Below are 26,418 nucleotides of genomic sequence, written 5' to 3' on the forward strand. Positions count from 1 at the left end.
GCGTCGCCCCGAGCTTCCGTAGTCTGTGGTGCGGCAGGCGTCCCGCCCTGCCCGCGAACGGGAAGGGTGGCGACTGTGTCTTCGACACCGGCCGCGGTCAGTACATTCTCCCTGACCATGTGCTCGGCTGACGAGTCATGACCGTCGGACCGCTCTCCGCCCGCGTGGCGACGCTGTGTGACGAAATCGTCGCCCGGGTCGGCCCGGAAGCCGGTGGCCAGGCCGTTCAGGTCCGCGACCGGCTGTCGGAGCCGTTACGCGTCGCTATCGCCGGGCGGTTGAAAGCCGGAAAGTCGACACTCGTCAACGCGTTGATAGGCCGCCGGGTGGCCCCGACGGCGGTCGGTGAGTGCACCCGGGTGGTCACCCGCTTCCGGTACGGGCCCGCCGACCGCGTCGATGTGGTGCTGCGCGACGGCTCCCGCTCGAGCCTGCCGCTGGCCGACGACGGCATGATCCCGCAGCGTCTCGGGGTCGGCCCGGACCGCGTCGCCTATGTGGACGTCTCCCTGACCAGCGACAAACTGCGCGATCTGACCGTCGTCGACACGCCCGGGCTGGCCTCCACCGACACCCGGGTCAGCGCCCGCGCGCAGGCGGAGCTCGGCGCCGGCGCCGCACCGTTCGACGCCGACATCGACGCCGATTCCGCCTCCGAGGTCGCCGCGGCCGAGGCGGTCGTCTACGTGTTCACCCAGGCCGTCCGCGCCGACGACGTGCAGGCGCTGGAGGCGTTCCGGACGGCGTCGGCCCGGCTGGCCAGCAGCCCGATCAACGCGCTGGGGGTGTTCGGCAAGGTCGACACGCTGGTCGGCGGGGCCGGGGACCCGTGGCCGGTCGCCGGTCCCCTCGCCGAGCAGCAGGCGCTGCTGCTGGCCCGTACGGTGTCCGAGGTCGTGCCCGTGGTCGGCCTGCTGGCCGAGACCGGCGAGGCCGGCCGGCTCACCGCGGCCGACTGCGCCGCGCTCAAGGAGCTGTCCGCGTTGCCGGCCGCCGAGCTGCGGGTGCTGCTGGCGTCGGTCGACCTGTTCCGCAGCCGTCCCTCGCCGGTCGACGTGCACCGCCGTGACCGGCTGCTCGCCCTGCTCGACCTGTACGGCATCGGTTTCGCCCTGGCCGAGCTGGCCGCCGACCCCCGGCTGGGCACCGGTGAGCTGGTGCGCCGGCTGGTCCGCGCGTCCGGCTTCCCGCGGCTGCGCGACACCCTGGAGCAGACGCTGCGCTGGCGGGCCGACGCGATCAAGGCCGGCTGGGCGCTGTCGCGGCTGGAACGCGTCGCCGGGCACACCAGCGACCCCCGGGACCGGGAGGCGCTGCGCGACGCGATCGAGCGGCTGCTGCGTGAGCCCGCCTACCACCGGCTGCGGCTGCTGGAGGTGGCCCAGCGTGTCACCTCCGGGGCGGTGCACCTGCCGGTGGCGTGGGAGCAGGAGCTGATCCGGCTGGCGACCTCCGACGACGCCCGGTGGATCCTGCGGCTGCCGCACGCCGACGGCCCGCAGCTGGCGGCCGCGGCGGTGGAGGCGGCGAACCGGTGGCGGGTGTACGCGGTCGCCGGCGCCGGTCCGGCGCAGTCCCGGGTGGCGCAGGTCGCGCACCGCGGCTTCCACCTGCTGGCCCAGGCCGTCCGCGAGCAGGTCGAACGGGCCCAGGCGGGCCCGGAGCCGACCGAATGGGCCCACGGCGGTCCGGAGCAGACCGCCCGGGTCCAGGCCGGTCCGGGGCCGGCCGACCGGACCGAGATCGTGCCGGCCCGGCGCGGATCGGAGGGGATGCGGTGAGCCTGGCCAAGGAGCTCGACGTCGCCGTGCGCGACGCGTTGGCCGCGGTGCGCGCCGGTGACCCCGACGCCGGGGCCGAGCTGGCCGAGCTGCGCCGGGTCCAGCTGACCCGGCCCTCGGTGGTGCTCGTCGGTGAGACCAAACGCGGCAAGAGTTCGCTGCTCAACGCGCTGCTCGGCGTACCGGATCTGTCGCCGGTGGATGCCGCCGTCGCGACCGCGACCTACCTGCATTTCTCGCCCGGCCCGCTGTCGGCCGTCGCCTACGTGCCCGGCGCGGGCGAGCCGGTCGACCTCGACCCGGCGCAGCTGGCCGTCTGGGCCACCGGCCGGGGCCTGCCCGGCGGCGCCCGGATCCCGCGCCGGATCGAGGTCACCCATCCGGCGCCGCTGCTGCAGTACGTCAGCCTGCTCGACACCCCGGGGGTGGGCGGGCTCGACCCGGCGCACACCACCGTCGCCCTGGACGCGGTCGAGCGGGCCACCGCCCTGCTGTTCGTCGCCGACGCGTCCGCGCCGCTGTCGCAGCCGGAGCTGGACTTCCTCGTCGCGGCCAGCGCCCGCGTCGACGCTGTCGTGTTCGCCCTGACCAAGGTCGACGCCTATCCGGGGTGGCGGCGCATCGCGGACGACAACCGGGCGTTGCTGCGGGCCCGCGCCCCCCGCTTCGCCGACGCGCCGTGGTTCCCGGTGTCGGCGCGGCTGGCCGAGCTGGCCCGCACGGTGCCCGCCGGGGAGCAGGCCGCGCTGGTCGACGCGTCACGCATCGCCGAGCTGCAGCACGCCCTGGTGGAGCTGGCCGGGCGCGGGCATCAGCTGCAGCTGGCCAATGTGCTGCGCGCCGCGCGCGGGGAGCTGGGCCGCCTGGAGGCGGCCGCGGCGGCCCGGGTGCAGGCCAGCGAGGCCGACCCGGCGCAGGTGGCCCGGGTACGGGCCCAGCGTTCCGCGCTGGCCGCCCGCAAACGCAGCGAGTCGCGGCAGTGGTCGCTGCTGTTGAGCACCGAGACCCAGCGGGCCCGTGTCGAGGTCGTCGGCCTGCTGCGCACCCGCATCGCCGGGGTGCAGCACGACTTCAGCGCCCGCATCGACACCACCCGCGGCGCGGCGCTGGACGCGCTGCCCGATCAGCTCGACACCGAGCTGCAGGCCGTGGCGGTGCAGCTGTCCGACGACCTGCAGGCCACGTTCCGGCAGGTCGGGGAGCGGATCCTGGCCCAGGTCTTCGACGCCGACGAGCTCGCCGGGGTCCTGGACCGGCTCAACGCGACCCTGCGGCACGCCCTGGCGGCCAGCCCGCCCCGCGACGGCGCCGGTGACAACCTGCTGGTCGCGTTGTCCGCCGGCGGGATCGCCTTCATGGCCGGCCGCGGGGCGATCTTCGGCGCGTCGCTGTTCGGCGTCGGGTCCGCGGTCGCCGGTGGGCTGCTCGTCCCGGTCGCCGGGCTCGGGCTGGGCCTGGCCGCGGGCGGCTACGTGCTGTACCGGCGGCGGGTGCAGAGCGACCGGCAGCAGGCCCGGGCCTGGCTGCGGGAGATTCTGGGCGAGGCCCGCGCGGCGCTGTCCGACGAGATCTCCTACCGCTTCACCGACCTGCAGTACGCGCTCAGCGTCGCCGTCGACGACGCGGTCGAGCGGCGGCTGCGTGAGCTCGACGCGCACATCGCCGACATCGACGCCGCCGCGGCCGAGGACGCCGCCGGCCGCGCGAAACGGCGCACCCAGGCGACCGCGGACCTGGCCGCGGTCCGCACCCGGATCAGGCAGGTCGACGAGGTTCTCACGCGGGCGCGTTCGCTGGCCCCCGCACCCGCCGATGAGGAGGCGACATGAGCGACGAGCACGGCTGGCCGGATTTCTCGCACGCGGACGGTCACGACGAGCCCGGCGAGGCCCACGACGCCGGCCTGCACGACCCGGGCGTCCACGACGATGCCGGGCCGGACAGCCCGTTCCACGACGACCTGTTCGGTCACGACGACGCCGACCAGGCCGGCTTCGACGCCCACGACCTGGACGCCGGGCACGACTTCGACGACCCGCACGACGCCACGGACGCCGGCTGGGACGACCAGCACGAGCCGGGCACCGGCCACGACGACGACGCCGGGGCCGGGGTCGTCGACGTGACCGACGGCCACGGCATGGGTCCCGTCGGCGCGGATCCCGACGCGGCGCCGGACCTGGACCAGGTCAGCATGTTCCCGCCGGTGGTCGACGTGGGCCCGCTGCCGGAACCGGTCGACGGGTTCCCGTGGATCGACACCGGCAGTCTCGGGCTGTACCACTCCGGGCTGGTCGAGGCCGTGGCGCAGGAGCCGGTGCCGGCGCACGACCTGGCCGCGTACGCCGCCGAGGACCTGCCGCCCGGCGTCGACCCGTGGGCGGCGCTGGCCGACTCCGACGACCCGGCCACCAGCACCCTGGCCAAGTGGTGGCAGCCGGAGGCCTGACACTCGACGTGGCGGTACCCAGGACGGCGCTGAGGTGGCATCATCAGCGCGCCGTCCCCCCGCCTTCCGCCTGGAGCCACCCTGATGACCGCCACCACCGTCCCGGTGAGCAACCGGCGTGAACGTACCGGCTGGTACTTCTACGACTGGGCGATGTCCGCCTTCTCCACCACCGTCATCACGGTGTTCCTCGGGCCGTTCCTGACCAGCGTCACCGAGCAGGCCGCCGGCTGCGCGCTGGGCGCCGACGACTGCGACGCGCGGGTGCACCCGTTCGGGCTGAGCATCGCCGCCGGCTCCTACTTCCCGTACCTGGTGTCGCTGTCGGTGCTGCTGACCGTGTTCGTGCTGCCGGTGATGGGCGCCGTCGCCGACCGGGCCGAACGCAAGAAGCCGCTGCTGGCCGCCGCGGCGTTCCTCGGCTCCGGCGCGACCATCGCGATGGCGTTCGTGACCGGCGAGCGGTACCTGCTGGGCGGGCTGCTGTTCATCGTGGCGAACATCGCGTTCGGCGCGTCGGTGGTCGTCTACAACTCGTTCCTGCCGCGGCTGGCCGGGCCCGACGAACGCGACAAGGTGTCCAGCCGCGGCTGGGCGCTGGGCTACCTCGGCGGCGGTGTCCTGCTGCTGCTCAACCTGGCCGTGGTCACCTGGCTGACGATCGAGGGCGACGATCAGCGGACCCTGGACCTGGCCCGCTGGTGCATCGTGTCGGCCGGGGTGTGGTGGGCGGTGTTCACCCTGGTGCCGCTGCGCCGGCTGCGCGAGCATCCCAGCGCCGAGGCCGGTACGGCGGGCGGCAACGTGCTCACCGACGGTTTCCGCCAGCTCGGCCGGACCATCCGCAGCCTGCGGGCGTACCCGTTGACGTTGTTCTTCCTGCTCGCGTTCCTGATCTACAACGACGGCATCCAGACGGTCATCGCCCTGGCCAGCCAGTTCGGCACCGAGGAGCTGCACCTGGCGCAGAGCGCGCTGATCGTGACCATCCTGATCGTGCAGTTCCTGGCGTTCGGCGGGGCACTGCTGCTCGGCGCGGTCGCCGAGCGCATCGGTGCCCGCAAGACGGTGCTGATCGCCCTGGTCGGCTGGCTCGGGGTCATCCTGGCCGCGTTCTGGCTGCCCGAGGGTGAGCCGCTGCCGTTCATGCTGCTAGGTGTGGCGATCGGCCTGGTCATGGGTGGCAGCCAGGCGCTGAGCCGGTCACTGTTCAGCCAGCTGATCCCCGACGGCCGCGAGGGCGAGTACTACGGCTTCTACGAGATCAGCGACAAGGGCACGAGCTGGCTGGGGCCGCTGGCCTTCGGGCTGGTGTTCCAGCTGACCAACAGTTACCGCATCGGGCTCGTGTCGCTGGTGGTGTTCTTCATCGTCGGTGGCATCCTGCTGGCGATGGTGCCGATGCGCCGGGCCATCGTCGCGGCCGGCAACACGCCGCCGCGGCTGCTCTGAGGCGGACCCGGGGGCGGATGTGGACATCGTGATCGACGCGGACTCGGCGGTGCCGCCGTACGAGCAGGTGCGGTTGCGCATCGCCGAGCTGGCCGCCGCCGGTGCGCTGGCGGCCGGCGCGAAGCTGCCGCCGGTGCGGCAGCTCGCCACCGAGCTGGGCCTGGCCGCGAACACCGTCGCCCGGGCCTACCGCGAGCTGGAGCAGGCCGGGCTGGTCGAGACCCGAGGCCGGGCCGGCACGGTCATCACGGCCCGGGCGGCGCAGACCCCGGCGGCGGCGCAGAAGGCGGCGCAACGCTACGCCGAGCAGGCCACCGCGCTGGGGCTGACGCCGCAGGCGGCGCTGGAGCTGGCCCGGGCCGCGCTGGGACTGCCCGGCTGAGATGCTGCGATAACCGCTGTCCGGTCGTCGCCACGCGGTGGTAGAAAGCCGCGGTGGACACCACTCTCACGTTCTCCGATCATCTGCGGCTGATCGACGAACGATCGGCCGCCTTCCGCGCGGCGGTCGCCGCGGCATCCAGCCTCGACCTGCGGGTGCCGACCCATCCCGGGCGGACGCTGTTCGATCTCGTGCAGCACGTGGGCACGGGCCGGCGCAAATCAGCCGCCATCGTCGCCGCGGGGCCCGCCGACGCGCCGCCGGACAAGTCGGCGTGGGAGGACGCCCGGGGTGCACCCCGCGAACGCGAGGCGCTGCTGGACTGGTGGACCGAGTCCGTCGAGCACCTGACCAGCGCGCTGCGGGACGCCGGCCCGGACCGCGGCTGCTGGACGTGGTGGGACGACTCGCCGTCGCCGCAGACCTCCGGCGCCTGGGCCCGGCGACAGGTCCCCGAGATCGCGGTGCACACCTACGACGCCCAGCTCACCGTGGGTGCCCCGCAGCCGCTGTCGGTCGAGCTCGCCCTCGACAGTTTCGACGACTGCCAGTTCACCCTCGTCGCGACCACGGTCGCCTGGCCGCACAAGCCCGCGGTCGTCGACTACTACGCCACGGAGGGCCGTTCCTGGCGCCTGCGGCTGTCTGGCGTGGGGGCGCAGGTCGCTCACCTCACGCCCGCGGCCGGCCAGGCCGAGGCCGACGTCTCCGCCCGGGGCACGGCCAGTGACCTGGTCCTGATGTTCTACGGCCGTATCCCGCTGGAGTCCCTCACGCTGGCCGGCGACCGTCGCATCTTCGACCGGCTCATCGCCTGGGACCCCTCCGCGTGACAGTCCGACGACCCCACCGCTTGTCCTACTCCGGCTCCCAGACGATCAGCTGGTCGAAGACCTGCCGGTCACCCTCGACCTGCAGCGCGTCCATCAGGATGCGGCCGTAGCAGAACAACACCAGGTCGCTGGCCGTGCCCCGGGCGGAGACATAGGCCGCGTCCGGGTGCTCGACGGCGACCGGCGTGGGAAGGCGGGCGGCCCGGGCGCCGTCGGCGGAGAACCAGAGCCGCCAGGACCGGCCCTCGGTGGCGTGGTAGTCGACGACCGCGGGCTTGTGCGGCCACGCGGCCGTCGTCGCGACGCAGGTGGTCACGAACTCGTCGACACCGTCGAGGGCGACCTCGACCGGCAGCGGCTGCGGGACGCCCACGGTGACCTGGGCGTCGTAGGTGTGCACGGCGACCTGCTGGAGCTGGTGCCGGGCGACGGCACCGGTGGTCTGCGGCGACTGCGAGTCACCCCACCACGTCCAGCAGCCACGGTCCGGGCCGGCCTCCCGCAGCGCGTCCAGCAGTTCCCCTGTCGCCGCGGTGAACGAGTCCAGCAGCGCCTCGCGCTCCCGGGGCGCCACCGGGGCGGTCATCGCCGGCGGACCGTCGGCGGGCCCGGCGGCCACCGTGGCGGCCCACCTGCGGCGCCCGTCGATCAGGTGCTGCACCAGGTCGAACAACGTCCACTCGGGGCAGGTCGGCACCTGCGCATCGAGGTCGGGTGCCGCCGCGACCGCCGCCCGGAAAGCGGCCGATCGTTCGTCCATCAGCCGCGCCAGGTCGGCGAACTCCAGAGTCTTCTCCACCGCGGGTTTGTACCACCCCCCTGCGACGATCGACAGCGGATTTCCTCACCCTGGGGGCGCGAGGGGCCGGCCGAGCAGCACCAGGATGTGCCACAGGTACTTGCACAGTTGCAGGGTCGCGGCGTCTCTCGCCTGCTGGGCGGCGCGTCCGATGACGGCGGCGTCGATCAGCCGCGGTCCCAGGCTGCGGGCCAGCGCGGCCGCCTCCGGCCCGCGGAGGTCGTCGGGGAAGTCCGTGGCCGGCAGGACGAAACCGGGGTGGTGCCGCAGCGGGGCCAGCTCGGCCAGGTGCGCGGCGGTGGGCGTACCGGTGAAGCTGGGGTCGGCCACGACGGCCTCGACGTCGGCGTCCAGGTCGACGCCGCCGTGGATCTGCGCCTCGACGTAGTCGTCGAGGGCCCGGCCGGCGGTGTTGCGCGGCCGGGTCAGCGCGGCCGTCCAGGCCTGCGGGCCGTCCGCGGCCAGCCCCAGAGCTGATCCGGTACGGGTGACCTGCTCCAGCAGCGCCGCCCAGATGCCGCCGAAGGTGTCCGCGGTGCCCACCACCGTGGGTTCGGTGACGCTGTCGCCGTGGCTGAACGTGGCCCGCGCGTTCACCTCGGGGCGCAGCACCAGGTGGCAGCTGCCGAACCGTGGTGACGCCCCGTCAAGGTGCCCGGCCAGGTTGAGCCCGCCGTAGACGGGCCGCCCGGTCGTCTGCTCCGGCGGGTACGCGCCGCCGAACATCCGCCGTTCCCAGCGCTCGCGGTCCCCGCCGGCGTACGCGGTGAGCCCGCCGTTGGAGATGCCGGTCTCGAACTGGCTGCGGTACACCCGGTCGCGGGCCAGGTGCTCGGCGACGGTACGCCCGTCGGCCAGCAGCCGGTCCGGGTGGAAACCGACCGTGATCCGTACGCCGGGCACCGGCAGGTCACCGGCGGCGCCGAGCCCGCGCACGTACGCCAGGGCCCGGTCCGCCTGGTCGCTCACTTCGGCTGGATGACGTCCGTGGCCAGCAGCACCATCAGCAGCGAGCCCAGCACCAGCCGGTAGCCGATGAAGATGCTGTACGAGTGCCGGGCGATGAACTTCAGCAGCCACGACACGGCGAACCAGCCGACGATGAAGCTGACCAGCGTCGCGACGATCGTCGCGAGCCAGCCGACACCGCCGTTGTCGGCCGAGATGTTGTCGTACTCGGTGACCGTCTGCAGCACGCTGGCGGCCAGCAGCGCCGGGATGGACAGGAAGAACGACAGTTTGGTGACCGTCACCCGGTCGAAGTCACGCAGCAGCCCGGCCGACATCGTCGCCCCGGACCGCGACACGCCGGGGATCAGCGACAGGCACTGCACCACCCCGATGATCAGGGTGTCCTTCCAGGTCACGTCCTGCTCGTGGCGGACCTGGGTGGCGGCGTGGTCGGCGAACGCCATCACACCGCTCCACAGGATCAGCGCCCCGGCGACGAACCACAGACTGCGCAGGGTGCTCTCGATGGTGTCCTGGAACAGCAGCCCGACGATGCCGATCGGGATCGAGCCGAGGATCACGGCCCAGCCGAAGCGGTAGTCGAGGTGGTCGCGGTGCTCGCTGTTGAGCACGCCGCGGACCCAGCCGGCGATGATCCGGGCGATGTCCTTGCGCAGGAAGATGACCGTGGCGATGACCGCACCGGACTGGATGATCGCCGTGAACGCGGTGATGTCCGGCGCGTCGATCTGATAGCCGAGCAGCTTCTCCACGATGGTCAGATGGCCCGTGCTGGAGATCGGGAGGAACTCGGTGAAGCCCTCCACCGCGCCCAGCAGCACCGCTTCGAAGATGTTCAACCCGACCTCGTCCCTTGATCGTTGCCTGACCGCGGTCGAGAATAGGGGGTCGCTCACCCACCGCTGCGCCTGACCCGCGCCGCGGCGATGGTGTAAGCGGGGTCACGGTCGAGATTGTGCCGGTCGCGGTCGTAACGGCGGGTGGTGCGGGGGTCGGCGTGACCCATCGCGTCCTGCACGTCCTCCAGCGGCACCCCCTCGGCCCGGGCGGTGGTGGCGAAGGCGTGCCGCAGCGAGTGCGGCGACAGCCGGGCCCAGCCCGCGATGCCGGCGTCGCGGGCCAGCCGCCGCACCAGCCGGAAGACGGCGTGCCGGTCGATGCGGGCGCCGGTGGCGGTGACCAGGAGCGGCCCGTCGAGCCGGTCGGCGGTGGTGCCCTCGGCGGCGGCGCGCTGCTCCAGGTAGGCGTCCAGGGCGGTCGCCGCGTACGGGGTCAGCGCCCGCCGCCGGGGTTTGCCGCCCTTGCCGACGAACCGCACACTGCGGTGCCCACGCTCGACGCCGACGTCGGCGACGTCGAGGCCGACCAGCTCACCGACGCGCAGACCCAGGTCGGCCAGCAGCGCGACAGCCGCCCGGTGCCGCAGCGCCGCCGGCCCGGTCTCGGCCTCGACCGCGCCCAGCAGCGCGTCGACCTCCTCCGGTGACAGCCCCACAGTGGCGGAGTGGTCCCGCGAGACCGGCGGGCGGTCCGCGCCACCGACCGGGTTGGCGTCGATCGCGCGCAGCTTGACCAGGAAGTCGTACCAGCTGGACAGCCCGGACAGTTTGCGCGCGACCGTCGCCGGGGCCAGCGACTGCGCCTCCAGACCCCGGGCGTAGGCGTTGACGTCCAGGAACGACGCCCGCAGCGGGTCGACCTCCCGCTGCGCGCACCACGCCAGCCACGCCGCGACGTCACGCCGGTACGCGTCACGGGTGTGCTCCGACAGCCGCCGGTTGGCCAGCCACGCCTCGGTGACCTGTTCGGCGCTGCCGCCGACGGTGACCGCACCTGCGTTCTGCCTGGGGATCAGCGTCGACATGGCGACCATCGTGTCAGCTCTGACGCACCTGACCGTCCGCGACATGCCAGGTACGGGTGTGCCCGACAGCTCCGGCGAAGTACCGGTCGTGGGTCACGGTCAGCAGCGTCCCCCGGTACGCGCGCAGCGCCTGCTCGACGACGTCGAGGGCGTCGAAGTCCAGGAAGTTGGTCGGCTCGTCGAGCAGCAGGATCCGCGCCGGGCTGTTGACCATGACGGCCAGCAGCAGCCGCCGCAGCTCCCCGGCGGACAGGCTGCGCAGGCTGGCCCCCCACTGGTCGGGCCCGAACTGGTGCCCGGCCAGCAGCCGTTCGGCGTCCTCGGCGTAGACCGGCACCCGGGACCGGAAGAAGTCCAGCACCGTCGTGGCGGTGCGCAGCCCGTCGGAGGTCTGCGGCAGCACCGCCAGTTCCGCCTCGGCGTGCTCGGCGATCGCGCGCAGCAGGGTGGTCTTGCCGGCGCCGTTGCGCCCGGTGATCAGGATCCGGTCGCCGCGCCGCACGTCCAGGTCGACACCGTCGAGCAGGGTCCGGTCGCCGAGCTTGACGGTCAGGTCGTGCACGGCCAGCACGGTGTCACGGTCGGCGCGTTCGTCGGCCGGGAACGCCAGGGTCAGCGGCGGGCGGGTCCGCGGCTCGGCGATCCACCGGGCCGACTCCATCTGCCGGCGCAGCCGCCGCTCGCGGGCCTTGGCCTTCTGCGCCACCTTCTTGGCGATACGGCGCAGGTGCGGCGCCTCGACCCCGGACCGTACGGTCGTCTCGACGAACCGGGCCTGCTGCTTGGTCCGTTCGATGTCCTGTTCCCAGCGGACCCGGTCCTTCTCCTGCGCCTCGTAGTCCAACAGCAGCCGCTGCCAGCGGCGGGCCTTCTCCTGCCGGTAGGCGGTGTAGCCGCACCCGGGATAGTCCTGCGGCTGCTCGTGGATGCCGTCGAGCTCGACGACGTGGGTCACCACGGCGTCCAGGAACGCCCGGTCGTGGCTGACCGCCAGCACCCCGCCGGGGAAGTCGCGCAGCCAGTCAGCCAGCCAGGCGGCGCCCTCGGCGTCCAGGTGGTTGGTGGGTTCGTCGAGCAGCAGCAGCCCGGGCGCGTCCAGCAGCGCGCGGGCCAGCAGCAGCCGGGCCTGCTCACCGCCGCTGACCTCGCTCAGGCGCAGGCCGGCGGGCAGGTGGTCGATGTCGAGACGCTGGCGGATCTCGGTCAGCCGGGTCTCGGCGGTCCAGCCTTCCAGGGCCGTCCAGCGTTCCTGGACCTGGCCGTACTCGTCGAGCACGTCGTCGCCGCGCTCGAGCGCGGTCGCCAGCTGCCGCAGCCGCTCGGTGACCGCGGCGAGCTCACCGAGCCCGCCGGTGAGGAACTCCCCGACGGTGCCCCGCGGGTCGGCGACCTGCTGCGGCACGTACCCGACCCGGGTGCCCGGGGCGGCGGTGACGCTGCCGGAGGTCGGCGCCAGCTCGCCGGCCAGCACGCGCAGCAGGGTCGTCTTGCCGGCCCCGTTGGGGCCGACGACGCCTATGCGGTCGCCGGGACCGACGATCAGGTCGAGGTCGGAGAAGAGCAGATCACCGTCGTGGGCGCGGCTGATCGAAGCGGCTTTCAACAAGGAGTCCTCCACGGACCGATACCGACAGGGGTACGGCGACCCGCGCGCGACCAGCGAAGGGCGGCGCGTGCACGGGTCGGGTCGGTATCACACGGAGGTGACGGCTCCTCGGGCTCGGCGGCAGGTGCTCGGGAACCACTCTGACGCGGTCCCGGCGGTGCCGCAACTGAATTGTCAGGCGGCGTAGGCGACCGAGGTGTGCATGCCCTGCACGTCGGTCACGGCCAGCCGCGACGCCATCGTGCTGCGCGCTGCGATCTGCGCCGCGTACGCCGCCCGGCGCCGCGCCACGCAACCGTCGCCCTTGGCCGGACCGGTCTCCTGCTGCTCCATGTGGGTGCTCAGACCGTCCTTGAGCAGGGCCAGAGCCTCGGTGCGCAGCTGCGACACCCGCGACTCGGTGACGCCCAGCTCCGCGGCGACCTCGGCCAGCGGCCGCTCCTGCAGGTACGACGCCTCGACCACGAACCGCAGCCGCTCCGGCAGCACCGCCACCGCGTCGTGCAGGTAGCCGATCCGCTCGCGGTGCAGCAGCGTCTCCTCCGGGTTCATCGAGTCCTCGGTGACCATGTCCTCGGCCGCGCCGGCGGTGAAACCCTGAAGCGACAGCACCGCCGCGCGCTGCACGTCGTCGTCGACGGTGGCCAGCTCGCTGACACCGACCCCGAGCAGCGCGGCCAGCTCCGCCGGGCTCGGCGTGCGGCCCAGCTGCGCGGTCAGCTCCTGCCGGGCCACGTCCGCGCGGCGGGCCCGGGCCCGCACTGAACGGCTCGCCCAGTCCATGCTGCGCAGCTCGTCCAGCAGCGCCCCGCGGACCCGCACGGCGGCGAAACGCCCGAACGGGATGCCCCGGCCGGTGTCGAACGCCTGCGCGGCCGTGACCAGGGCCGCGTACCCGGCCGAGGCCAGGTCGTCGCGGTGCACGTGCGCGGGAACCTTGAACAACATCTCCCGGACCAGGTGACCCACCAGCGGCATGTTCTCGCGGATCAGCTGCTCCAGCTCGCGGCTGACGGTCTTCGTCGTGGCTGCGGACATCGTGTGTTCCCCCTCGTGTGTGTCGCCCGGTGACGGCTCACCGGCTGACAGGGGGAACTTTTCGTGGCGCTGGGTGCAGACTCCGGTCGCGTTCGGTTGCCGGACGGTTGCACTGCGAAAAAACCTAAAGTCCGCCCGAGGGCGGCACCGAGCTGCGGCCGGACCGGCCTAGGCCAGCAGCCAGCCGTTGTCGACGGCCAGCCGGACCGCCTCGGCCCGGGTCCGCGCCCCGGTCTTGCCGATCACCGACGACAGATGGTTACGCACCGTGCCCTCCGACAGGCGCAGCTCCCGGGCGATGTCAGCCACCGTGCCGCCGTCGCGGGCCGCCCGCAGCACGTCACTCTCGCGCTCGGTCAGCGGCGAGTCCCCGTGCGCCAGCGACTGCGCCGCCAGCGCCGGATCGACCACCCGCAGCCCCTCGTGCACCCGGCGCACCATGTCGGCCAGCTGCCGCGCCGGGGTGTCCTTGACCACGAAACCGCTGGCCCCGGCGGCCATCGCCTGCCGCAGATACCCGGCCCGGCCGAACGTGGTGACCATCAGCACCCGGCAGCCCGGCACCGCCGCCCGCAACGCCCGCGCCGCCGCGACCCCGTCCAGCCCCGGCATCTCCACATCCAGCAGCGCCACGTCCACGGCGTGGCCACGGACCGCGTCGACGACCTCGTCACCGCGGCCCACCTCGGCCACCACCTGCAGGTCCGGCTCCATGTCGAGCAGGGCCGCCATCGCCCCGCGGACCAGCGCCTGGTCATCGGCCAGCAACAACCGGATCATGCCGGCACCTCCACCCGTACCCGGAAACCCGGCCCGTCGCCGCGGCGACCGACCGTCAGCGTCGCCCCCGCCGCGTCAGCGCGGCGCCGCAGACCGACCAGACCCTGCCCGTCACCGGCCGGAACACCGTTGCCCGGCCCGTCGTCGACGATCTCCACACTGCCCGGCTCCAGCCGCACCGCACAATGTCCCGCCCGGCTGTGCCGCACCACGTTGGTGACCGCCTCCCGGATCGTCCACGCGAACAACTCCCTGTTGCGCGTGGGCACCGCGTCGGTGGCCCCCGGCAGCTCCGCGCACACGTGCGCCGCCGCCAGGGCCTCCCGCGCCGCCGCGATCTCCCCCGGCAGCGAGATCCCCCGCACCCCCAGCGCCGTCGCCCGCACATCCGACAACGCGTCGCGGGCCAGCGCCTCCAGATCCCGCAGCTCCGAGCGCGCCCGGCCCAGATCCACGTCCAGCAGCCGCTGCGCCAGCTCCGCCTTCACCGTCACCACCGTCAGCGAGTGCCCCAGGATGTCATGCAGATCAGCGGCGATGCGGGCCCGCTCGTCGGCCACCGCCCGCTCGGCGGTCTCCCGCTGGGTGATCTCCGCCAGCTCCTGCTGCGCCACCTGCAAACGCCACTGCCGCTCCGCCGCCAGCCGGAACCCGCCGCTGGCCGCCGCCCCCAGCAGCACCGCCAGGCCGTAGCCCTGGTCGTCCCAGCCCGGCACCCGCCACGCCAGCCCTTCGGCCACCGCCAGCAGCACCGCCGCGAACGGCAGCGCCTGCCACAACGGCAAGCCGACCATCCCCGACGCCGCGACGTACACCAGACAGGTCAGCGCATGCACCCCCGCGCCGGGCACCTGCAACGCCGTCAGGATCAGCAACGCCAGCAGGACCAGCCAGAGCCGCACCACGACCCGCAGCGGCCGCCCGCCCCGGCGCACCGAACTTATCCAGGTCACCAGGACCAGATACGACGCCGCGAAGCCGGCCAGTGCGGCCAGCCCCACGTCGCGCTCCCACCCCGCCGGATGGGCCAGCAGTGCGGTCAGGTTCTCCTTCAGGTAGAACAACCACAACCCGGCGAAGACCCACCCGAAGCGCCGGCCCCGCCGCTCCGCCTCGCTCATGGTCGTGACGCTACCGCTCACTCAGACCCGCGCCGTGTCCCGGCGGAACCGCCACATCGCACCCGCGGCGAACACCGCCGTCCACACCACCACACCGGCCGCGGCGACCCACAGGTTCCCGTCGTGGGTCAGCGGATACCGGGCGAGCTCCCCCACCCCATAAACCGGGGTGAACTTCGCAATCGTCGCGAACGTGTGTCCCAGCTGGTCAACCGGTACGAACAACCCACCGGCGAACGACAGCACCGCCAGCACCGGGCCCAGGATCTGCATCACGTTCTCACTCGGCAGCAGATAGCCCATGAACAACCCGAACGCCGCGAACACCAGCGCACACACCCAGGCCAGCAACCCGCAGGCCACCCACGCCGACGCCGGCAACTGCGCCCCCGACAACGCCCCGACCACGAACGTCACCCCGACGGACACGGCCCCGATCGCCATCGCCAGCACCAGCTTCGCGGCGACGTACGCCCCCGGCCGCAACGGCGTCAGCCGCAACTGCCGGCTCCACCCCGCCGCCCGCTCGATCGACACCATCGCCCCGCCGCTGGTCGTGGCCAGCATCGCCCCGTACACCGCCATGCTCACCAGGATGTAACCGGTCACGTTCCCGCCGCCGACCCGCTCCGAGCGCGACGACGCATTCGTGCCGAACAACAGGAAGAACACCGGCGGCATCACCACCGTGAAGATCACCGTGCGTTTGTTGCGGACCATCCGCCGCAGCTCCAGGGCGATCATCGCGAAACTGAAACCGCCGAAACGCGGCAGGCTACGGGCAACAGGCATGCTCATCGGGCACTCTCCTCGGTCGTGTCGTCGGCGGTCAGGGCCAGGAACGCCTGCTCCAGATTCCGGGAGGTGATCTCCAGATCCCGGGCAGCGGTCTCGGACAGCAGATAACGCGCCACCTGATCGGTGTCCCGCGCATGCACATAGACGGTGTCGCCGCGCAGCTCCACCGACTCGACCCCCGGCAGCGCCCGCAGCTCGGCCTCACTGGCCCCCGGCAACGTCGCCCGGACCGTACGGCCCGACGCCAGCGCCTTCACCTCGGCCGCCGTACCGTCAGCCACCACCCGGCCCCGCCGCACGAAGACCACCCGGTCCGCGTACGCGTCGGCCTCCTCCAGATAGTGCGTGGCGAAAATGACCGTACGGCCATCCCGCGCGTCCTCGCGGATCGACGTCCAGAAGTCATGCCGGCCCCCGACGTCCATCCCCGTCGTCGGCTCGTCCAGGATCAGCAGCTCCGGATCCGGCAACAACGCCATCGCGAACCGCAGCCGCTGCTGCTGACCACCCGAGCACTTACCGACCAGCCGCTGGCCGATGTCGGCGATCCCGGCCCGCTCCAGCGCCCGCGCCACCTCGGCCCGGCCCCGCCCGAACAGCACCGCGGTCAGCCGTACGGTCTCCTCGACCGTGTAGTCCTTCAACAAGCCACCGGTCTGCATCACCGCCGACACCAGCCCCAGCGCCACCGCCTCCCGCGGCGGACGGCCGTACACCCTGGCCGTGCCCTCCGTCGGCGCCGACAGACCCAGCAACATGTCCACCGTGCTGGTCTTGCCCGCACCATTGGGCCCCAGCAGGGCCACCACCTCCCCCGGACGGATCCGCAAACTGATCCCGTCCACGGCGGTGACCGCCCCGAAACGCTTCACCACCGCCTCCAGATCGACGGCGAACTGGCCGGACCCTCGGATCCCGGCCTCAGGCAACGCGGTAACTGTCATACCCCGATCCTCGGCGCTGCCGGCGACGGCCGAGGGGGGCAACCGTCACGGCCGTCCCATGACATCTGTCAGGGCACTCCTGGATGATCGGCTCTCCCCCCGCCCGGCACCACCGGTCCACACTGGAACAACTCGCTGTCGTCCCACGGGGGGAAAACATGAGAACGTTGCTCGCTGCCGTCATCACCGCCACCGTCGCCGCCACCGCCCTGGCCACCCCGGCCACCGCGGCGCCCCGGCACTACACCGTCACCGACCTCGGCACCCTCGGCGGTCTGTCCACCGAGGTCTACGACCTCAACGACAAAGGCATCGCCGTCGGCCGCAGCCTCACCGCCGACGGCGAGCTGCACGCCTTCTCCTGGCGCAACGGCCGGCTCACCGACCTGCCCACCCTGCCCGGCGGCCACTACGCCGAAGCCCACGGCATCAACGAGAACGGCACCATCGCCGGCACCGCCCTGAACGCCCAAGGCGAATACCGCGCCGTCATCTGGCACCGCGGCCGCATCACCGACCTCGGCCAGGGCCGCAGCATCGGCTGGGACATCAACGACAACGGCCAGGTCCTCGTCTCCCGCGTCGACCAAACCGGCGCCCCGGTCAGCCGCCTGATCTGGCACGACGGCACCGTCACCGAACTGGGCCCGGAGAACACCACCGCCCGCACCACCGGAAAAATCAACAACGAGGCCAAGGTCCTGATGCTGTTCGACGACACCTACCTCGGCTTCCAGCAGTACGGCTCCACCAGTGGCTTCGGGCCTCTCGCCACCCCCGGCCGCAACTACCCCAACGACATCAACAACAGCGGCATCATCGCCGGATACTCCACCGACGAGCAGGGACGCACCCGGCCGGTGACCTACCCACTGGGGCCGGTGGAGCTCGGCACGCTCGGTGGGCCCGACGGCAACGCCACCGCCGTCAACGACAAGGGCGTGTTCGCGGGCGTCGCCCAGACCGCCGACGGGACCAGCCGGCCGGTGCTGTGGCACAACCGGCAGATCATCGACCTGACCACCCGGGGACTCACCGGCAACGAGATGCCGGTCGGCATCAACAACCGCGGGCAGATGATCGCCACCATCGACTTCCGGGCGGCGTTCATCAGCTGAGGGCAGCCCCGGCGCGGACACGCGGTGGCGGCCCGGCCCCCGGTGTCGACCCGTGGCCGCGCCGGAGCTCCCTGCACCGCGGCCTCCGTCAGCCGCTCGTTGAACCGCCCGGACCACCGACGCCCACACCGGCCGGCACCACCGCGTCCGACGCCGGAGGCACAAGAATCAACCCATGCGAGCCACCCACACCGCCCTCATCGTCGAAGTCCCCGCCGCCGAAGCAGCCGTCAGCACCCACCGCGCCGCCCTCGACCGCGCCGCCTCCTGGGGCGTGCCCGCCCACATCACGGTCCTCTTCCCGTTCCTGCCACCCGACACCATCACCGACGACGTCCTGACCGCCGTCCAGGAGATCACCGACACCCAGGCACCCTTCGAGGTCACCCTCGACCGCGTCGGCTGGTTCGGCGACACCGTCGTCTGGCTCGCCCCCGACCCGGCCCAACCCTTCATCACCCTCACCGCCGCCCTGACCGCCCGATTCCCCCGGGCCCAGCCCTACGGCGGCGCCTTCGACGAGACGATCCCCCATCTCACCATCGGCCACGACCACCCCCGGCCCACCCTCGCCGCAGCAGCCGCCGCCGTCACCCGCCACCTGCCGATCACCACCACCGTCACCTCGCTCCGCCTGATCGCCGGCGCCCGCGAACCCGGCCACAACTGGCACCCGGTCGCCGACTTCCCCCTCGGCGCGTGACCCCCGACCAGACCGCGCATCAGCCCGCCACGCAGAACTCGTTGCCCTCCGGATCAGCCAGCACCACGTGATGCGTGCCGTCCACCGCCAGCACCGACGCACCCGCGCCCACCAGCTGCGCCACCTTCGCCTCCACCCGCTCCCACACCTGCTCCGGCGAGCCGTACCGGCCCACCCGCACATCGATGTGCAGCCGGTTCTTGGCCACCTTCGGCTCCGGCACCTCCAGGAACACCAACCGCGGACCGATCCCCTCCGGATCGTGCAGCCACGCCCCGCCACCCTCGTCGTCCCCCGGCGGCCCGAACGACGCCGCCCACTCCTCCCGGGTCCGGAACGGCGCCGGCGGCGGCTCGTCCACATAGCCCAGCGCCAGCTTCCAGAACCGGGCCAGCTCCACCGCCCGCGCACAGTCGACCGTCAGATCCACCCGCAACGCCATCTCGCACCCCCGGTTCCGCTGTCAGCGATCACATCTTCCGTTCGGGGTACGACAAAAGGCATCGTCGACGCCATGAAGCTGCTCGTGCTCGGTGGCACAGGATTCGTCGGTCCCGCCCTCATCGACGACGCCCAGAAACGCGGGCACCACGTCACCGTCCTCAACCGCGGCCACCAGCCACCCCCACCCGGCACCACCGGCCTCACCGGCGACCGCCTCACCCCCACCGGACTGACCGCACTCACCGGCGGCACCTGGGACCTGGTCGTCGACACCTGGTCCGGCCGCCCCAGCGCCGTCCGCGACGGCGCCCGAGCCCTCGACGGCCGCGCCGGCCACTACACCTACCTCTCGAGCCGCAGCGTGCACGCCGACACCGACACCCCGGCACGCACCGAGGACGACCCGCTCGTCGACGCCTCCCCCGACTCCGACGACGACAGCGTCTACTCGGCGGCCAAACGCGGCGCCGAACTCGCCGCCGAGCAGCACTTCACCGGCCCGGTCCTGCACGCCCGCGCCGGCCTGATCCTCGGCCCCCGGGAGAACATCGGCCGCCTCCCCTGGTGGCTCAACCGCCTCGCCCGCGGCGGACCCACCCTCGCGCCCGGCCCGCATGACCTCAAACTGCAGTACATCGACGCCCGCGACCTGGCCACCTGGATGCTCGACGCGGCGGAACAGGGCGCCGCCGGCCCCTACAACGTGGTCAGCCCGCCCGGTCACACCACGATGGGCGAGCTGCTGGAAACGGCGAACGAGGTCACCGGCAACCACGCGGACCTGCGCTGGGCCGACCCGCAGGCGATCCTCGCCGCCGGCATCGAGCCCTGGATGGACCTCCCGATCTGGCTCACCGGCCACGACTACGCGTTCATGCACGGCGCGGACGTCACCAAGGCGCAGGCCATCGGCCTGAAGATCCGCCCGGTCGGCGAGACGATCGTCGACACGTGGACCTGGCTGCAACAGATCGGCGGTACGGCGCCCCAACGCCCCGACCGCACACCGGTCGGCCTGGACGCAGCGAGAGAAGCAGACTTCCTCGCGGGCATGCACGAGAAGTAAGGCCAATCCCGCCACCCCGAAGCTGAATCCAGATCAGGGTCAGTCGTTGATTCCTTTTAGGTTGGGAACGGCCGTGCCTCGGCGACCGAGCGCACACCCTGTACGGCATCCTAGGATGTTAGATGGCAGGCCCGGCCCGACCTTCGCCAGCCGGCTGCCGGAGAATATGACCCGTGCCCACACCACCGACCACCCCAGCACCACCGGACGGGCACACCGCCGACCCCACCCGAACCCGCACTGAGCTGCGCAAACACCGACCGGACGTGGTGGCGGCCTACGACGCGGCCCTCCCGGCGGCCCGAACCGCGATCATGGTCCGCCTCCTCAACGCTCTGCACCACGAACCACTCCCCGGTGTAACCCACCGTGCACACCACGTCGCCCTCGCCGACGGCCGCGTCCTGACCGCTCCGACCGCGGCCACCCTCCCCTTCGCCGCCCCCGAGCAGGGCCTCACTGCCTGGCTCACCCCACCAGACGGAATCCGCCCGAGCGACATCCGCCGCGAAGAAGGCGGCCGGAGCCGAACCCGCCGGGACGAGGCCAGCTGGGACGAGGCCCGCGGAGCCGGAAGTGGTCCTGACGGGAGGTCCCACACCCGGGACAGCCCGCGCAGCACCCACCAGGACGAATCCCATCCGGACAGGAATCGCCCGGGTGAGGCCTACGACGACCCCGCGGCCCTGCTGCGCGCCCTGAACCTCGGCCCCCACACCGAGCGCCTCGCCCAGGAGCTCGACAACAGCGTCGCCAACCTGGCCCTCGCCTACGCCGACCCCCCACCCACCCCGGCCACCCTCGACCTCAAGAGAGCCCAGGGCGACCCCGACGGCCTCGGCCGCCTCGAGCAGCGGGTCCCCGAAGGCCACCCGCTGCACCCCTGCGCCCGTACCCGAGGCGGCCTGACCGTCGCCGAGGTCCTCGCCTACGCCCCCGAGCACCGCCCGGTCATCCGCCTGCGCCGCCTCGCCGTCCCGCCCGACCGCTGGTACGGCGACACCCCTCCCCTGCTCTACGCCCACCCCTGGCAGGCCGAACGCCTCACCGCCCGCTACCCGTGGCTGACCGACGCCGGCGAGACCGAACTCGTCCGCCCCCTCATGTCCCTGCGCACCGTCGCTCCGCTGTCGGGCGCCGACCACGTCAAGACCGCCGTCGACATCCAGATGACCTCCGCCGTGCGTACCGTCTCACCGGCCGCCGTCCACAACGGCCCGCGACTGTCCGACCTGCTCGCCACCCTCACCGCCGATCTGCCTCTGACCGTCCTGCGCGAGACCGCCGCCGGCGCGGTTCTCATCGACGGCCGGCCCCAGCGTCACCTCGCCTACCTGCGCCGTCAGGCCCCGCGGATCACCGCGACCGAAACGGTGCTCCCGCTGGGCGCCCTTCCGGAGCTGCTGCCGGCGCTGGCCACCGACCCGTACGCGTGGTGGCACGACCTCGTGCACCTGCTGCTCCCGCCGCTGCTGACCGTCCTGGACCGCGGCGTCGCGCTGGAGGCCCACGGGCAGAACACCCTGCTGGTCCTCGACGGCGGCCGGCCGTCCTGGATCGTCTACCGCGACCTCGGCGGTGTCCGGGTCAGCGCCCGCCGGCTGCGCGCCCACGGCGTCGAGGCACCGCCGGTCGAGGGTGATCTGCCCAGCGACGACCCGGACGTGCTGCGCACCAAGCTGGCCGCCGCCGTCCTCGGCACGGTCACCGGGCAGCTCGTCGCCGTGCTGGCCCGCGCCGGCGCCGACCCGGGACGGTTGTGGGCGTCCGCCGCCGCCGCGATCCGAGGCACCGCGACCCGCGACGCGGCCCGGCTGCTCAGCGACCCGCTGCCGGTCAAGGCGACCACGGCGATGCGGCTGGCCGACGACCCGCTCGACGACCTCTGGACCACCCACGACAATCCGATGGCGGGGGCATGACACGCAGCCTGGCGACCCGGCTCTCCCTCACCGCCGCCCACACCAGCGCGGCCCTGGCCGTGCACGCGCCGCAGCTCAGCGACGGGTTCACCGCCGCGCTGCCCGAAGCGGCCGACGTCGTCGGGCGGCGGCTGCGGGGCGCGCTGGTCCGCGAGGGGATCGTGGCGGCCGCGCCCGGCGACCGGCTGCACGCCTTCCACCGCGTCGAGTACGGCACCGCCGGCGCCGACGACCCGGCCGACCTGCTGCCGGAGCGGCTGCCGGGCAACGCCGCCGGGTTCGCCGCCGAGTTGCGCAACGCCGTGGTCAACCTGGCCGTCGCCATGGCCCGGCAGGCGCACGTGCCGGCCACCGATCCCGACCACGCCGCGGTCGCCGGGGAGCGGCTCGCCGTGGCCGGGCACAACCTGCACCCGTGCGGGCGGACCCGGCTGGGCTGGGACACCAGTGACGTGCTGGCCCACGACCTGGAGGCCGGGCACACCCGGCTCGGGTTCCTCGCGGTCCGCGACGACCTGCACCTGGGTGACGACGTCGGCGCCGCCCTGCGGGAGGTGTATCCGCAGCTGCCGCAGGTGCCGGCGGGCTACCGGCTGCAGCCGGTGCACGCCTGGCAGCGCGACGCCGTGCTGCCGTCGCGGTACCGCGACCTGCTCGCCGGCGGGGCGCTGCGCATCCTGGACGACGAGCTCGACGCGATCCCGACCGCCGCGCTGCGCACGCTGCTGCTGCCGGTCGCCGCGGACGGCACCCGCCGGTACGTGAAGGTGTCGCTGGACATCCAGGTCACCTCGACGCGGCGCAGCATCAGCGTGGCCAGCACCCGCAACGGCCCGGCCGTGTCCGTGCTGCTGCACCGGCTCGTCGCCGAGGACCCGGCCGCGGACCGGCTGCTGTTGATGGCCGAGACCGCCGGGGCGGCCGTACCGGCCGGGTCGGGGCGCGACATGGCCGCGATCATGCGCGACGGACTCACCGGGCGGCTGCGCCCGGGCGAGCAGGCGGTGCCGGGTGGGGCGCTGCCGTTCGTCGCGGCCGCGCTGGTGGCCGAGTTCGCCACGAGTACGGGACGACGCGACGACGCGGGCGCGGCGGCCGCGTTCCTGGACGCGTACACGCGGCTGGTCGTGCCGCCGCTGCTGAGGCTGACGCTGCGCGGGGTCGCTCTGGAGGCGCACCTGCAGAACTGCCTGCCCACGTTCACCGGTGGGGTGCCGCAGCGCCTGGCTGTGCGGGACTTCGCCGGGTTGCGGCTGCACCCGGGCCGGCTGGCCGCCGCCGGGCACGACGTGACGCTGTGGCCGGGCTCGGTGGTCGGCACGGACGATCCCGCGGTGCTGCGGGCCAAGATCGGCTACACGGCGTTCCAGGCCCACCTGGGCGAGCTGGTGATCCGGCTCGGTGAGTCGCACGGGCTGGACGAGGACGCCGCGTGGCGGGTCGTGCGGTCCGTCGTGGACGAGACCTACGCCGGGGCGGGCGAGCTCGCGGCGCAGGACCACGCCGCGTTCACCGCGCCGACGGTGCCGCACAAGGCGCTGGTGCGGATGCGCCTGGCCGGGGCCGGCGACGAGTACCTGCCGGTGGAGAATCCGCTGCATGCCGCCGCCTGAGCACGTCGCCGCCGCGCTGCGGGCCCTGCCGCGGCCGGTGTGTGCCTACGTCTACGACCCGGCCGCGCTGCGGGAGCGGGCCGCCGCGGTGCGGGCCGCGCTGCCGCCGGGCACGACCCTGCTGTACGCGGTGAAGGCCAACGGGCACCCGGCGGTCGTGCGTACCCTCGGCGCGGCCTGCGACGGCCTGGAGGTCGCCTCCGGCGGTGAGGTCGACCTGGCGGTCGCGGCCGGCGCCGGCCGGATCGTCTTCGGCGGGCCGGGCAAGACCGACGCCGAGCTGGCCGCCGCGGTGGCGGCGGGCGCGCAGGTCAACGTGGAGAGCGGCCATGAGCTGCGGCGCCTGGACCGGGCCGCCCGGGCGGCCGGGACGGTCGTGGACGCGGCGGTACGGGTCAACCGCGCGCGGGCCGCGCTGCCGGGCAGTCACGCCATGACGGGTACGCCCACCCCGTTCGGTGTCGACGAGCAGGAACTGGCCGCGGTGCTGGCCCTGCCGCTGACCTCGGTCCGGCTCACGGGCTTCCACCTGCACGCCGTGTCGAACAACCTGGACGCCGCCGCCCACGCCCGGTTCGTCGCCGAGGCGCTGGACTGGTCGGTGGCCACCGCCGCCCGGCACGGGCTGGACCTGCGGCTGGTCAACGTCGGCGGGGGGCTGGGCGTCGACTACCTCAGCGACGCCACCATCGACCTCGGTGAGCTGCGGGCCGGGCTGGCCGGGCTGACGGTGCCCGCCGGCGTGGAGCTGATCGTCGAGCCGGGCCGGATCCTGGCCGCCGACGCCGGCTGGTACGCCGCCGAGGTCCTCGACCTCAAGCACACCCACGGCCGCTGGTTCGCGGTGCTGCGCGGCGGCACCCACCACTTCCGGTTGCCCGCCGCCTGGGGTTACAGCCACCCGTTCACCGTGCTGCCCGTCGACGACTGGCCCTACGAGTGGCCCCGCCCCCAGGTCACCGACGTCACCGTGGACGCCGTCGGGGAGCTGTGCACCCCGCGCGACGTCCTCGCCCGCGACCGGCGCGTGGACCGGCTGCGCATCGGTGACGTGCTGGTCTTCGCCCGCACCGGCGCGTACGGCTGGGACATCTCCCACCACGACTTCCTGCGCCACCCACCGCCACGATTCGAGGTGCTCTGACATGGACCCGGTCCACCGCCGCGCCGCCCGCATCGTCTGCCTCGACGCGGACGGCCGGATCCTGCTGCTGCACTGGCGCGACCCGGTGGACGGGCACGACGTGTGGGAGCCGCCCGGCGGCGGCGTCGAGCCCGGCGAGGACTTCCTGGCCGCGGCCCGCCGGGAGCTGGCCGAGGAGACCGGGCTCGACCCGGCCGCCGTGACCGGGCCGTCGGTGACCGTGCAGCGGGACTTCCGGTGGAAGGGACAGCAGTTCGCCGGGCCCGAGGAGTTCTTTCTGGCCCGCTACGACGTCGCCCGGCCGCCGCTGGCCCGCGAGGGTCTCATGCCGGACGAGCAGCTCACCCTGGCCGGGCACGCCTGGCTGAGCCCGGCCGAGCTCAGCGGCCTGGCCGGGCTGGACCCGCCGGACCTGGCCAGGGTCATCCGCCGGCTCGGAACTCCGCCCGCCACCGCCTGATCAGCGGGTCGTCGGGGTCACCGATCTCCTCGACCCGGACCGGGGTGAGGCCCGGGGCGGCGAACGCGTCGATCTCCGCGCGGGTCAGCGGCCACGGCGGGCCGTCGGTGTCCGTACCGGTGGCGGCGGCCGCCAGGACCAGCAGGGTGCCGCCGGGCGCGACCAGCGGGCCCACGTTGGCGATCGCCCGGTCCCGGACCGGCTGGGGCAGCGCCTGCACGTTGTTGCTCTCACACACCAGCTCGAAGCCGCCGCGCCACTGCGGCGGCGGGTCCAGCAGGTCCGCCACGGCGTACTCGACCGGCGAGTCCGGGTGCCGCTCGCGGGCCGTGCGTACCGCGGTGGCGGAGATGTCGAACGCCGTGGTGGTGAAGCCCAGCCCGGCCAGGAACTCGGCGTCGCGGCCCAGCCCGCAGCCGATGACCAGGGCGCGGCGGGCGCCGCCGACGACCGCGCCGTCGCGGGCCCACTCGGCGAGCAGCTTGCTGGGACGCGGCACGTCCCACGGCACGTGCGCGGTGCCCGCGCCGGCTTCGGCGTACAGCTGCTCGAACCAGCCGGTGGGATCACCGGCCGCCAGCGACGCGGCGGCCAGGCGGGTCGTGTCGGGCACCGTCGGCTCGCTCATCGGCGGGCCGCCCGCGGTCCGCGGCGCAGCTCACGCAGGGCCTGCCGGCGGATGTCACCGGTCAGCGTGTCGATGTAGAGCCGGCCGTCGAGGTGGTCGGTCTCGTGCTGCAACGCCCGGGCCAGCAGGCCGGTGCCCTTGATCGTCAACGGCTCACCGAACTGGTCGACGCCGGTGGCGGTCACCTCCCAGGCGCGCCGGGTCGGATACTCCATGCCGGGCAGCGACAGGCAGCCCTCCTCGTCGTCCTGCTCACCGCCGGGCTCCGACAGCACCGGGTTGATCAGGTGCCCGACCACGCCGCCGACGTTGTACGAGAACGCGCGCAGGCCGACCCCGATCTGCGGGGCGGCGACCCCGGCCCGGCCCGGCTCGCGCACGGTGTCCTCCAGGTCGGTGATCAGCGCCCGCAGGTCGTCGTCGAACGCGACGACCTCGGCCGCCGGGGCCCGCAGCACCGGGTCGCCGTAGAAGCGGATTCCTCGCACAGTCATGGGCCCA

General features: G+C 73.6%; 26 protein-coding genes and 1 pseudogene. 13 read left to right on the forward strand and 14 right to left on the reverse strand.

The genetic code is table 11. The features are described from left to right. The first annotated feature begins 137 nt into the window (after positions 1-137). The 6 genes from ACWEOZ_RS31230 to ACWEOZ_RS31255 all read left to right on the forward strand — a co-directional run bounded on the left by ACWEOZ_RS31230 (position 138) and on the right by ACWEOZ_RS31255 (position 6,897). Complete coding sequence (locus ACWEOZ_RS31230; RefSeq protein WP_451914246.1) at positions 138-1,781, forward strand: dynamin family protein; 1,644 nt, start codon at positions 138-140, stop codon at positions 1,779-1,781. Beyond that, the gene (locus ACWEOZ_RS31235) at positions 1,778-3,610 is read left to right on the forward strand and encodes a dynamin family protein (protein ID WP_451914247.1); all 1,833 of its coding nucleotides are present in this window, start codon (positions 1,778-1,780) and stop codon (positions 3,608-3,610) included. The genes ACWEOZ_RS31230 and ACWEOZ_RS31235 overlap by 4 nt, the downstream gene beginning before the upstream one ends. Next, positions 3,607-4,230, forward strand: coding sequence for a hypothetical protein (locus ACWEOZ_RS31240; protein WP_451914248.1), 624 nt, complete (start codon positions 3,607-3,609; stop codon positions 4,228-4,230). The genes ACWEOZ_RS31235 and ACWEOZ_RS31240 overlap by 4 nt, the downstream gene beginning before the upstream one ends. 84 nt (positions 4,231-4,314) lie before the next feature. Further along, the gene (locus ACWEOZ_RS31245) at positions 4,315-5,682 is read left to right on the forward strand and encodes an MFS transporter (protein WP_451914249.1); all 1,368 of its coding nucleotides are present in this window, start codon (positions 4,315-4,317) and stop codon (positions 5,680-5,682) included. A gap of 19 nt (positions 5,683-5,701) precedes the next feature. Next, a complete protein-coding gene (locus ACWEOZ_RS31250) occupies positions 5,702-6,064 on the forward strand; it encodes a GntR family transcriptional regulator (protein ID WP_451914250.1) in 363 nt (120 codons plus the stop codon). A 53-nt stretch (positions 6,065-6,117) separates the two neighbouring features. Continuing rightward, the gene (locus ACWEOZ_RS31255; protein ID WP_451914251.1) at positions 6,118-6,897 is read left to right on the forward strand and encodes a maleylpyruvate isomerase N-terminal domain-containing protein; all 780 of its coding nucleotides are present in this window, start codon (positions 6,118-6,120) and stop codon (positions 6,895-6,897) included. A 25-nt stretch (positions 6,898-6,922) separates the two neighbouring features. Here ACWEOZ_RS31255 and ACWEOZ_RS31260 read toward each other — a convergent pair whose 3' ends face one another. The 11 genes and pseudogenes from ACWEOZ_RS31260 to ACWEOZ_RS31310 form a co-directional block, all read right to left on the reverse strand. Further along, positions 6,923-7,696 carry a maleylpyruvate isomerase family mycothiol-dependent enzyme gene (locus tag ACWEOZ_RS31260; RefSeq protein WP_451914252.1) on the reverse strand — a complete coding sequence of 258 codons (774 nt, stop codon included), beginning with the start codon at positions 7,694-7,696 and terminating at the stop codon, positions 6,923-6,925. Positions 7,697-7,741: 45 nt separating this feature from the next. Further along, positions 7,742-8,665 (reverse strand): DUF3626 domain-containing protein, encoded by a 924-nt coding sequence (locus ACWEOZ_RS31265; protein ID WP_451914253.1) that lies wholly within the window; start codon positions 8,663-8,665, stop codon positions 7,742-7,744. Continuing rightward, a complete protein-coding gene (locus ACWEOZ_RS31270; protein ID WP_451914254.1) occupies positions 8,662-9,507 on the reverse strand; it encodes an undecaprenyl-diphosphate phosphatase in 846 nt (281 codons plus the stop codon). Before ACWEOZ_RS31270 ends, ACWEOZ_RS31265 begins: the two co-directional genes overlap by 4 nt. A gap of 53 nt (positions 9,508-9,560) precedes the next feature. Further along, entirely contained in the window at positions 9,561-10,532 is a 972-nt protein-coding gene (locus tag ACWEOZ_RS31275; RefSeq protein WP_451914255.1) for a tyrosine-type recombinase/integrase, read from the reverse strand. Between the two features lie 13 nt (positions 10,533-10,545). Next, a complete protein-coding gene (locus tag ACWEOZ_RS31280; protein WP_451914284.1) occupies positions 10,546-11,193 on the reverse strand; it encodes an ATP-binding cassette domain-containing protein in 648 nt (215 codons plus the stop codon). A gap of 408 nt (positions 11,194-11,601) precedes the next feature. Further along, positions 11,602-12,075, reverse strand: a pseudogene (locus ACWEOZ_RS31285) (ATP-binding cassette domain-containing protein); the annotation flags it as partial. Between the two features lie 237 nt (positions 12,076-12,312). Continuing rightward, positions 12,313-13,176 (reverse strand): sigma-70 family RNA polymerase sigma factor, encoded by an 864-nt coding sequence (locus ACWEOZ_RS31290; RefSeq protein WP_451914256.1) that lies wholly within the window; start codon positions 13,174-13,176, stop codon positions 12,313-12,315. Between the two features lie 168 nt (positions 13,177-13,344). Continuing rightward, positions 13,345-13,956, reverse strand: a complete 612-nt coding sequence (locus ACWEOZ_RS31295; RefSeq protein ID WP_360829994.1) for a response regulator transcription factor — start codon at positions 13,954-13,956, stop codon at positions 13,345-13,347. Further along, positions 13,953-15,077 carry a sensor histidine kinase gene (locus ACWEOZ_RS31300; RefSeq protein ID WP_451914257.1) on the reverse strand — a complete coding sequence of 375 codons (1,125 nt, stop codon included), beginning with the start codon at positions 15,075-15,077 and terminating at the stop codon, positions 13,953-13,955. The genes ACWEOZ_RS31295 and ACWEOZ_RS31300 overlap by 4 nt, the downstream gene beginning before the upstream one ends. A 21-nt stretch (positions 15,078-15,098) precedes the next feature. Then, on the reverse strand, positions 15,099-15,875 hold the full coding sequence (locus tag ACWEOZ_RS31305; RefSeq protein ID WP_451914258.1) for an ABC transporter permease: 777 nt from the start codon (positions 15,873-15,875) through the stop codon (positions 15,099-15,101). Further along, positions 15,872-16,819: an ABC transporter ATP-binding protein gene (locus ACWEOZ_RS31310; protein ID WP_451914259.1), complete on the reverse strand. Its 948-nt coding sequence runs from the start codon at positions 16,817-16,819 to the stop codon at positions 15,872-15,874. Before ACWEOZ_RS31310 ends, ACWEOZ_RS31305 begins: the two co-directional genes overlap by 4 nt. Positions 16,820-16,977: 158 nt before the next feature. Between ACWEOZ_RS31310 and ACWEOZ_RS31315 the strand changes: the two genes are divergently transcribed. Together ACWEOZ_RS31315 and ACWEOZ_RS31320 are read left to right on the forward strand one after the other, a co-directional pair. Next, a complete protein-coding gene (locus ACWEOZ_RS31315) occupies positions 16,978-17,937 on the forward strand; it encodes a hypothetical protein (RefSeq protein WP_451914260.1) in 960 nt (319 codons plus the stop codon). A 175-nt stretch (positions 17,938-18,112) separates the two neighbouring features. Further along, positions 18,113-18,640 carry a 2'-5' RNA ligase family protein gene (locus tag ACWEOZ_RS31320; protein WP_451914261.1) on the forward strand — a complete coding sequence of 176 codons (528 nt, stop codon included), beginning with the start codon at positions 18,113-18,115 and terminating at the stop codon, positions 18,638-18,640. Positions 18,641-18,659: 19 nt separating this feature from the next. On the opposite strand, the gene ACWEOZ_RS31325 is transcribed toward ACWEOZ_RS31320, so the two are convergent. Beyond that, positions 18,660-19,082 carry a VOC family protein gene (locus tag ACWEOZ_RS31325; protein WP_451914262.1) on the reverse strand — a complete coding sequence of 141 codons (423 nt, stop codon included), beginning with the start codon at positions 19,080-19,082 and terminating at the stop codon, positions 18,660-18,662. Between the two features lie 72 nt (positions 19,083-19,154). Between ACWEOZ_RS31325 and ACWEOZ_RS31330 the strand changes: the two genes are divergently transcribed. The 5 genes from ACWEOZ_RS31330 to ACWEOZ_RS31350 all read left to right on the forward strand — a co-directional run bounded on the left by ACWEOZ_RS31330 (position 19,155) and on the right by ACWEOZ_RS31350 (position 25,289). Next, a complete protein-coding gene (locus ACWEOZ_RS31330; RefSeq protein ID WP_451914263.1) occupies positions 19,155-20,150 on the forward strand; it encodes an NAD-dependent epimerase/dehydratase family protein in 996 nt (331 codons plus the stop codon). Between the two features lie 173 nt (positions 20,151-20,323). Then, positions 20,324-22,072, forward strand: coding sequence for an IucA/IucC family protein (locus ACWEOZ_RS31335; RefSeq protein ID WP_451914264.1), 1,749 nt, complete (start codon positions 20,324-20,326; stop codon positions 22,070-22,072). Next, positions 22,069-23,685: an IucA/IucC family protein gene (locus tag ACWEOZ_RS31340; RefSeq protein WP_451914265.1), complete on the forward strand. Its 1,617-nt coding sequence runs from the start codon at positions 22,069-22,071 to the stop codon at positions 23,683-23,685. Before ACWEOZ_RS31335 ends, ACWEOZ_RS31340 begins: the two co-directional genes overlap by 4 nt. Next, positions 23,672-24,829, forward strand: coding sequence for an alanine racemase (locus ACWEOZ_RS31345; RefSeq protein ID WP_451914266.1), 1,158 nt, complete (start codon positions 23,672-23,674; stop codon positions 24,827-24,829). Before ACWEOZ_RS31340 ends, ACWEOZ_RS31345 begins: the two co-directional genes overlap by 14 nt. A 1-nt stretch (position 24,830) precedes the next feature. After that, positions 24,831-25,289, forward strand: coding sequence for an NUDIX hydrolase (locus ACWEOZ_RS31350; protein WP_451914267.1), 459 nt, complete (start codon positions 24,831-24,833; stop codon positions 25,287-25,289). Here ACWEOZ_RS31350 and ACWEOZ_RS31355 read toward each other — a convergent pair. After that, a complete protein-coding gene (locus tag ACWEOZ_RS31355) occupies positions 25,252-25,902 on the reverse strand; it encodes a class I SAM-dependent methyltransferase (protein WP_451914268.1) in 651 nt (216 codons plus the stop codon). The two genes, ACWEOZ_RS31350 and ACWEOZ_RS31355, sit on opposite strands and share 38 nt — an antisense overlap. Positions 25,903-25,913: 11 nt before the next feature. After that, positions 25,914-26,411 carry a peptide deformylase gene (locus tag ACWEOZ_RS31360; protein WP_451914269.1) on the reverse strand — a complete coding sequence of 166 codons (498 nt, stop codon included), beginning with the start codon at positions 26,409-26,411 and terminating at the stop codon, positions 25,914-25,916. Positions 26,412-26,418 lie beyond the last annotated feature (7 nt).

The sequence above is a fragment of the Actinoplanes sp. NPDC004185 genome, assembly GCF_053603475.1.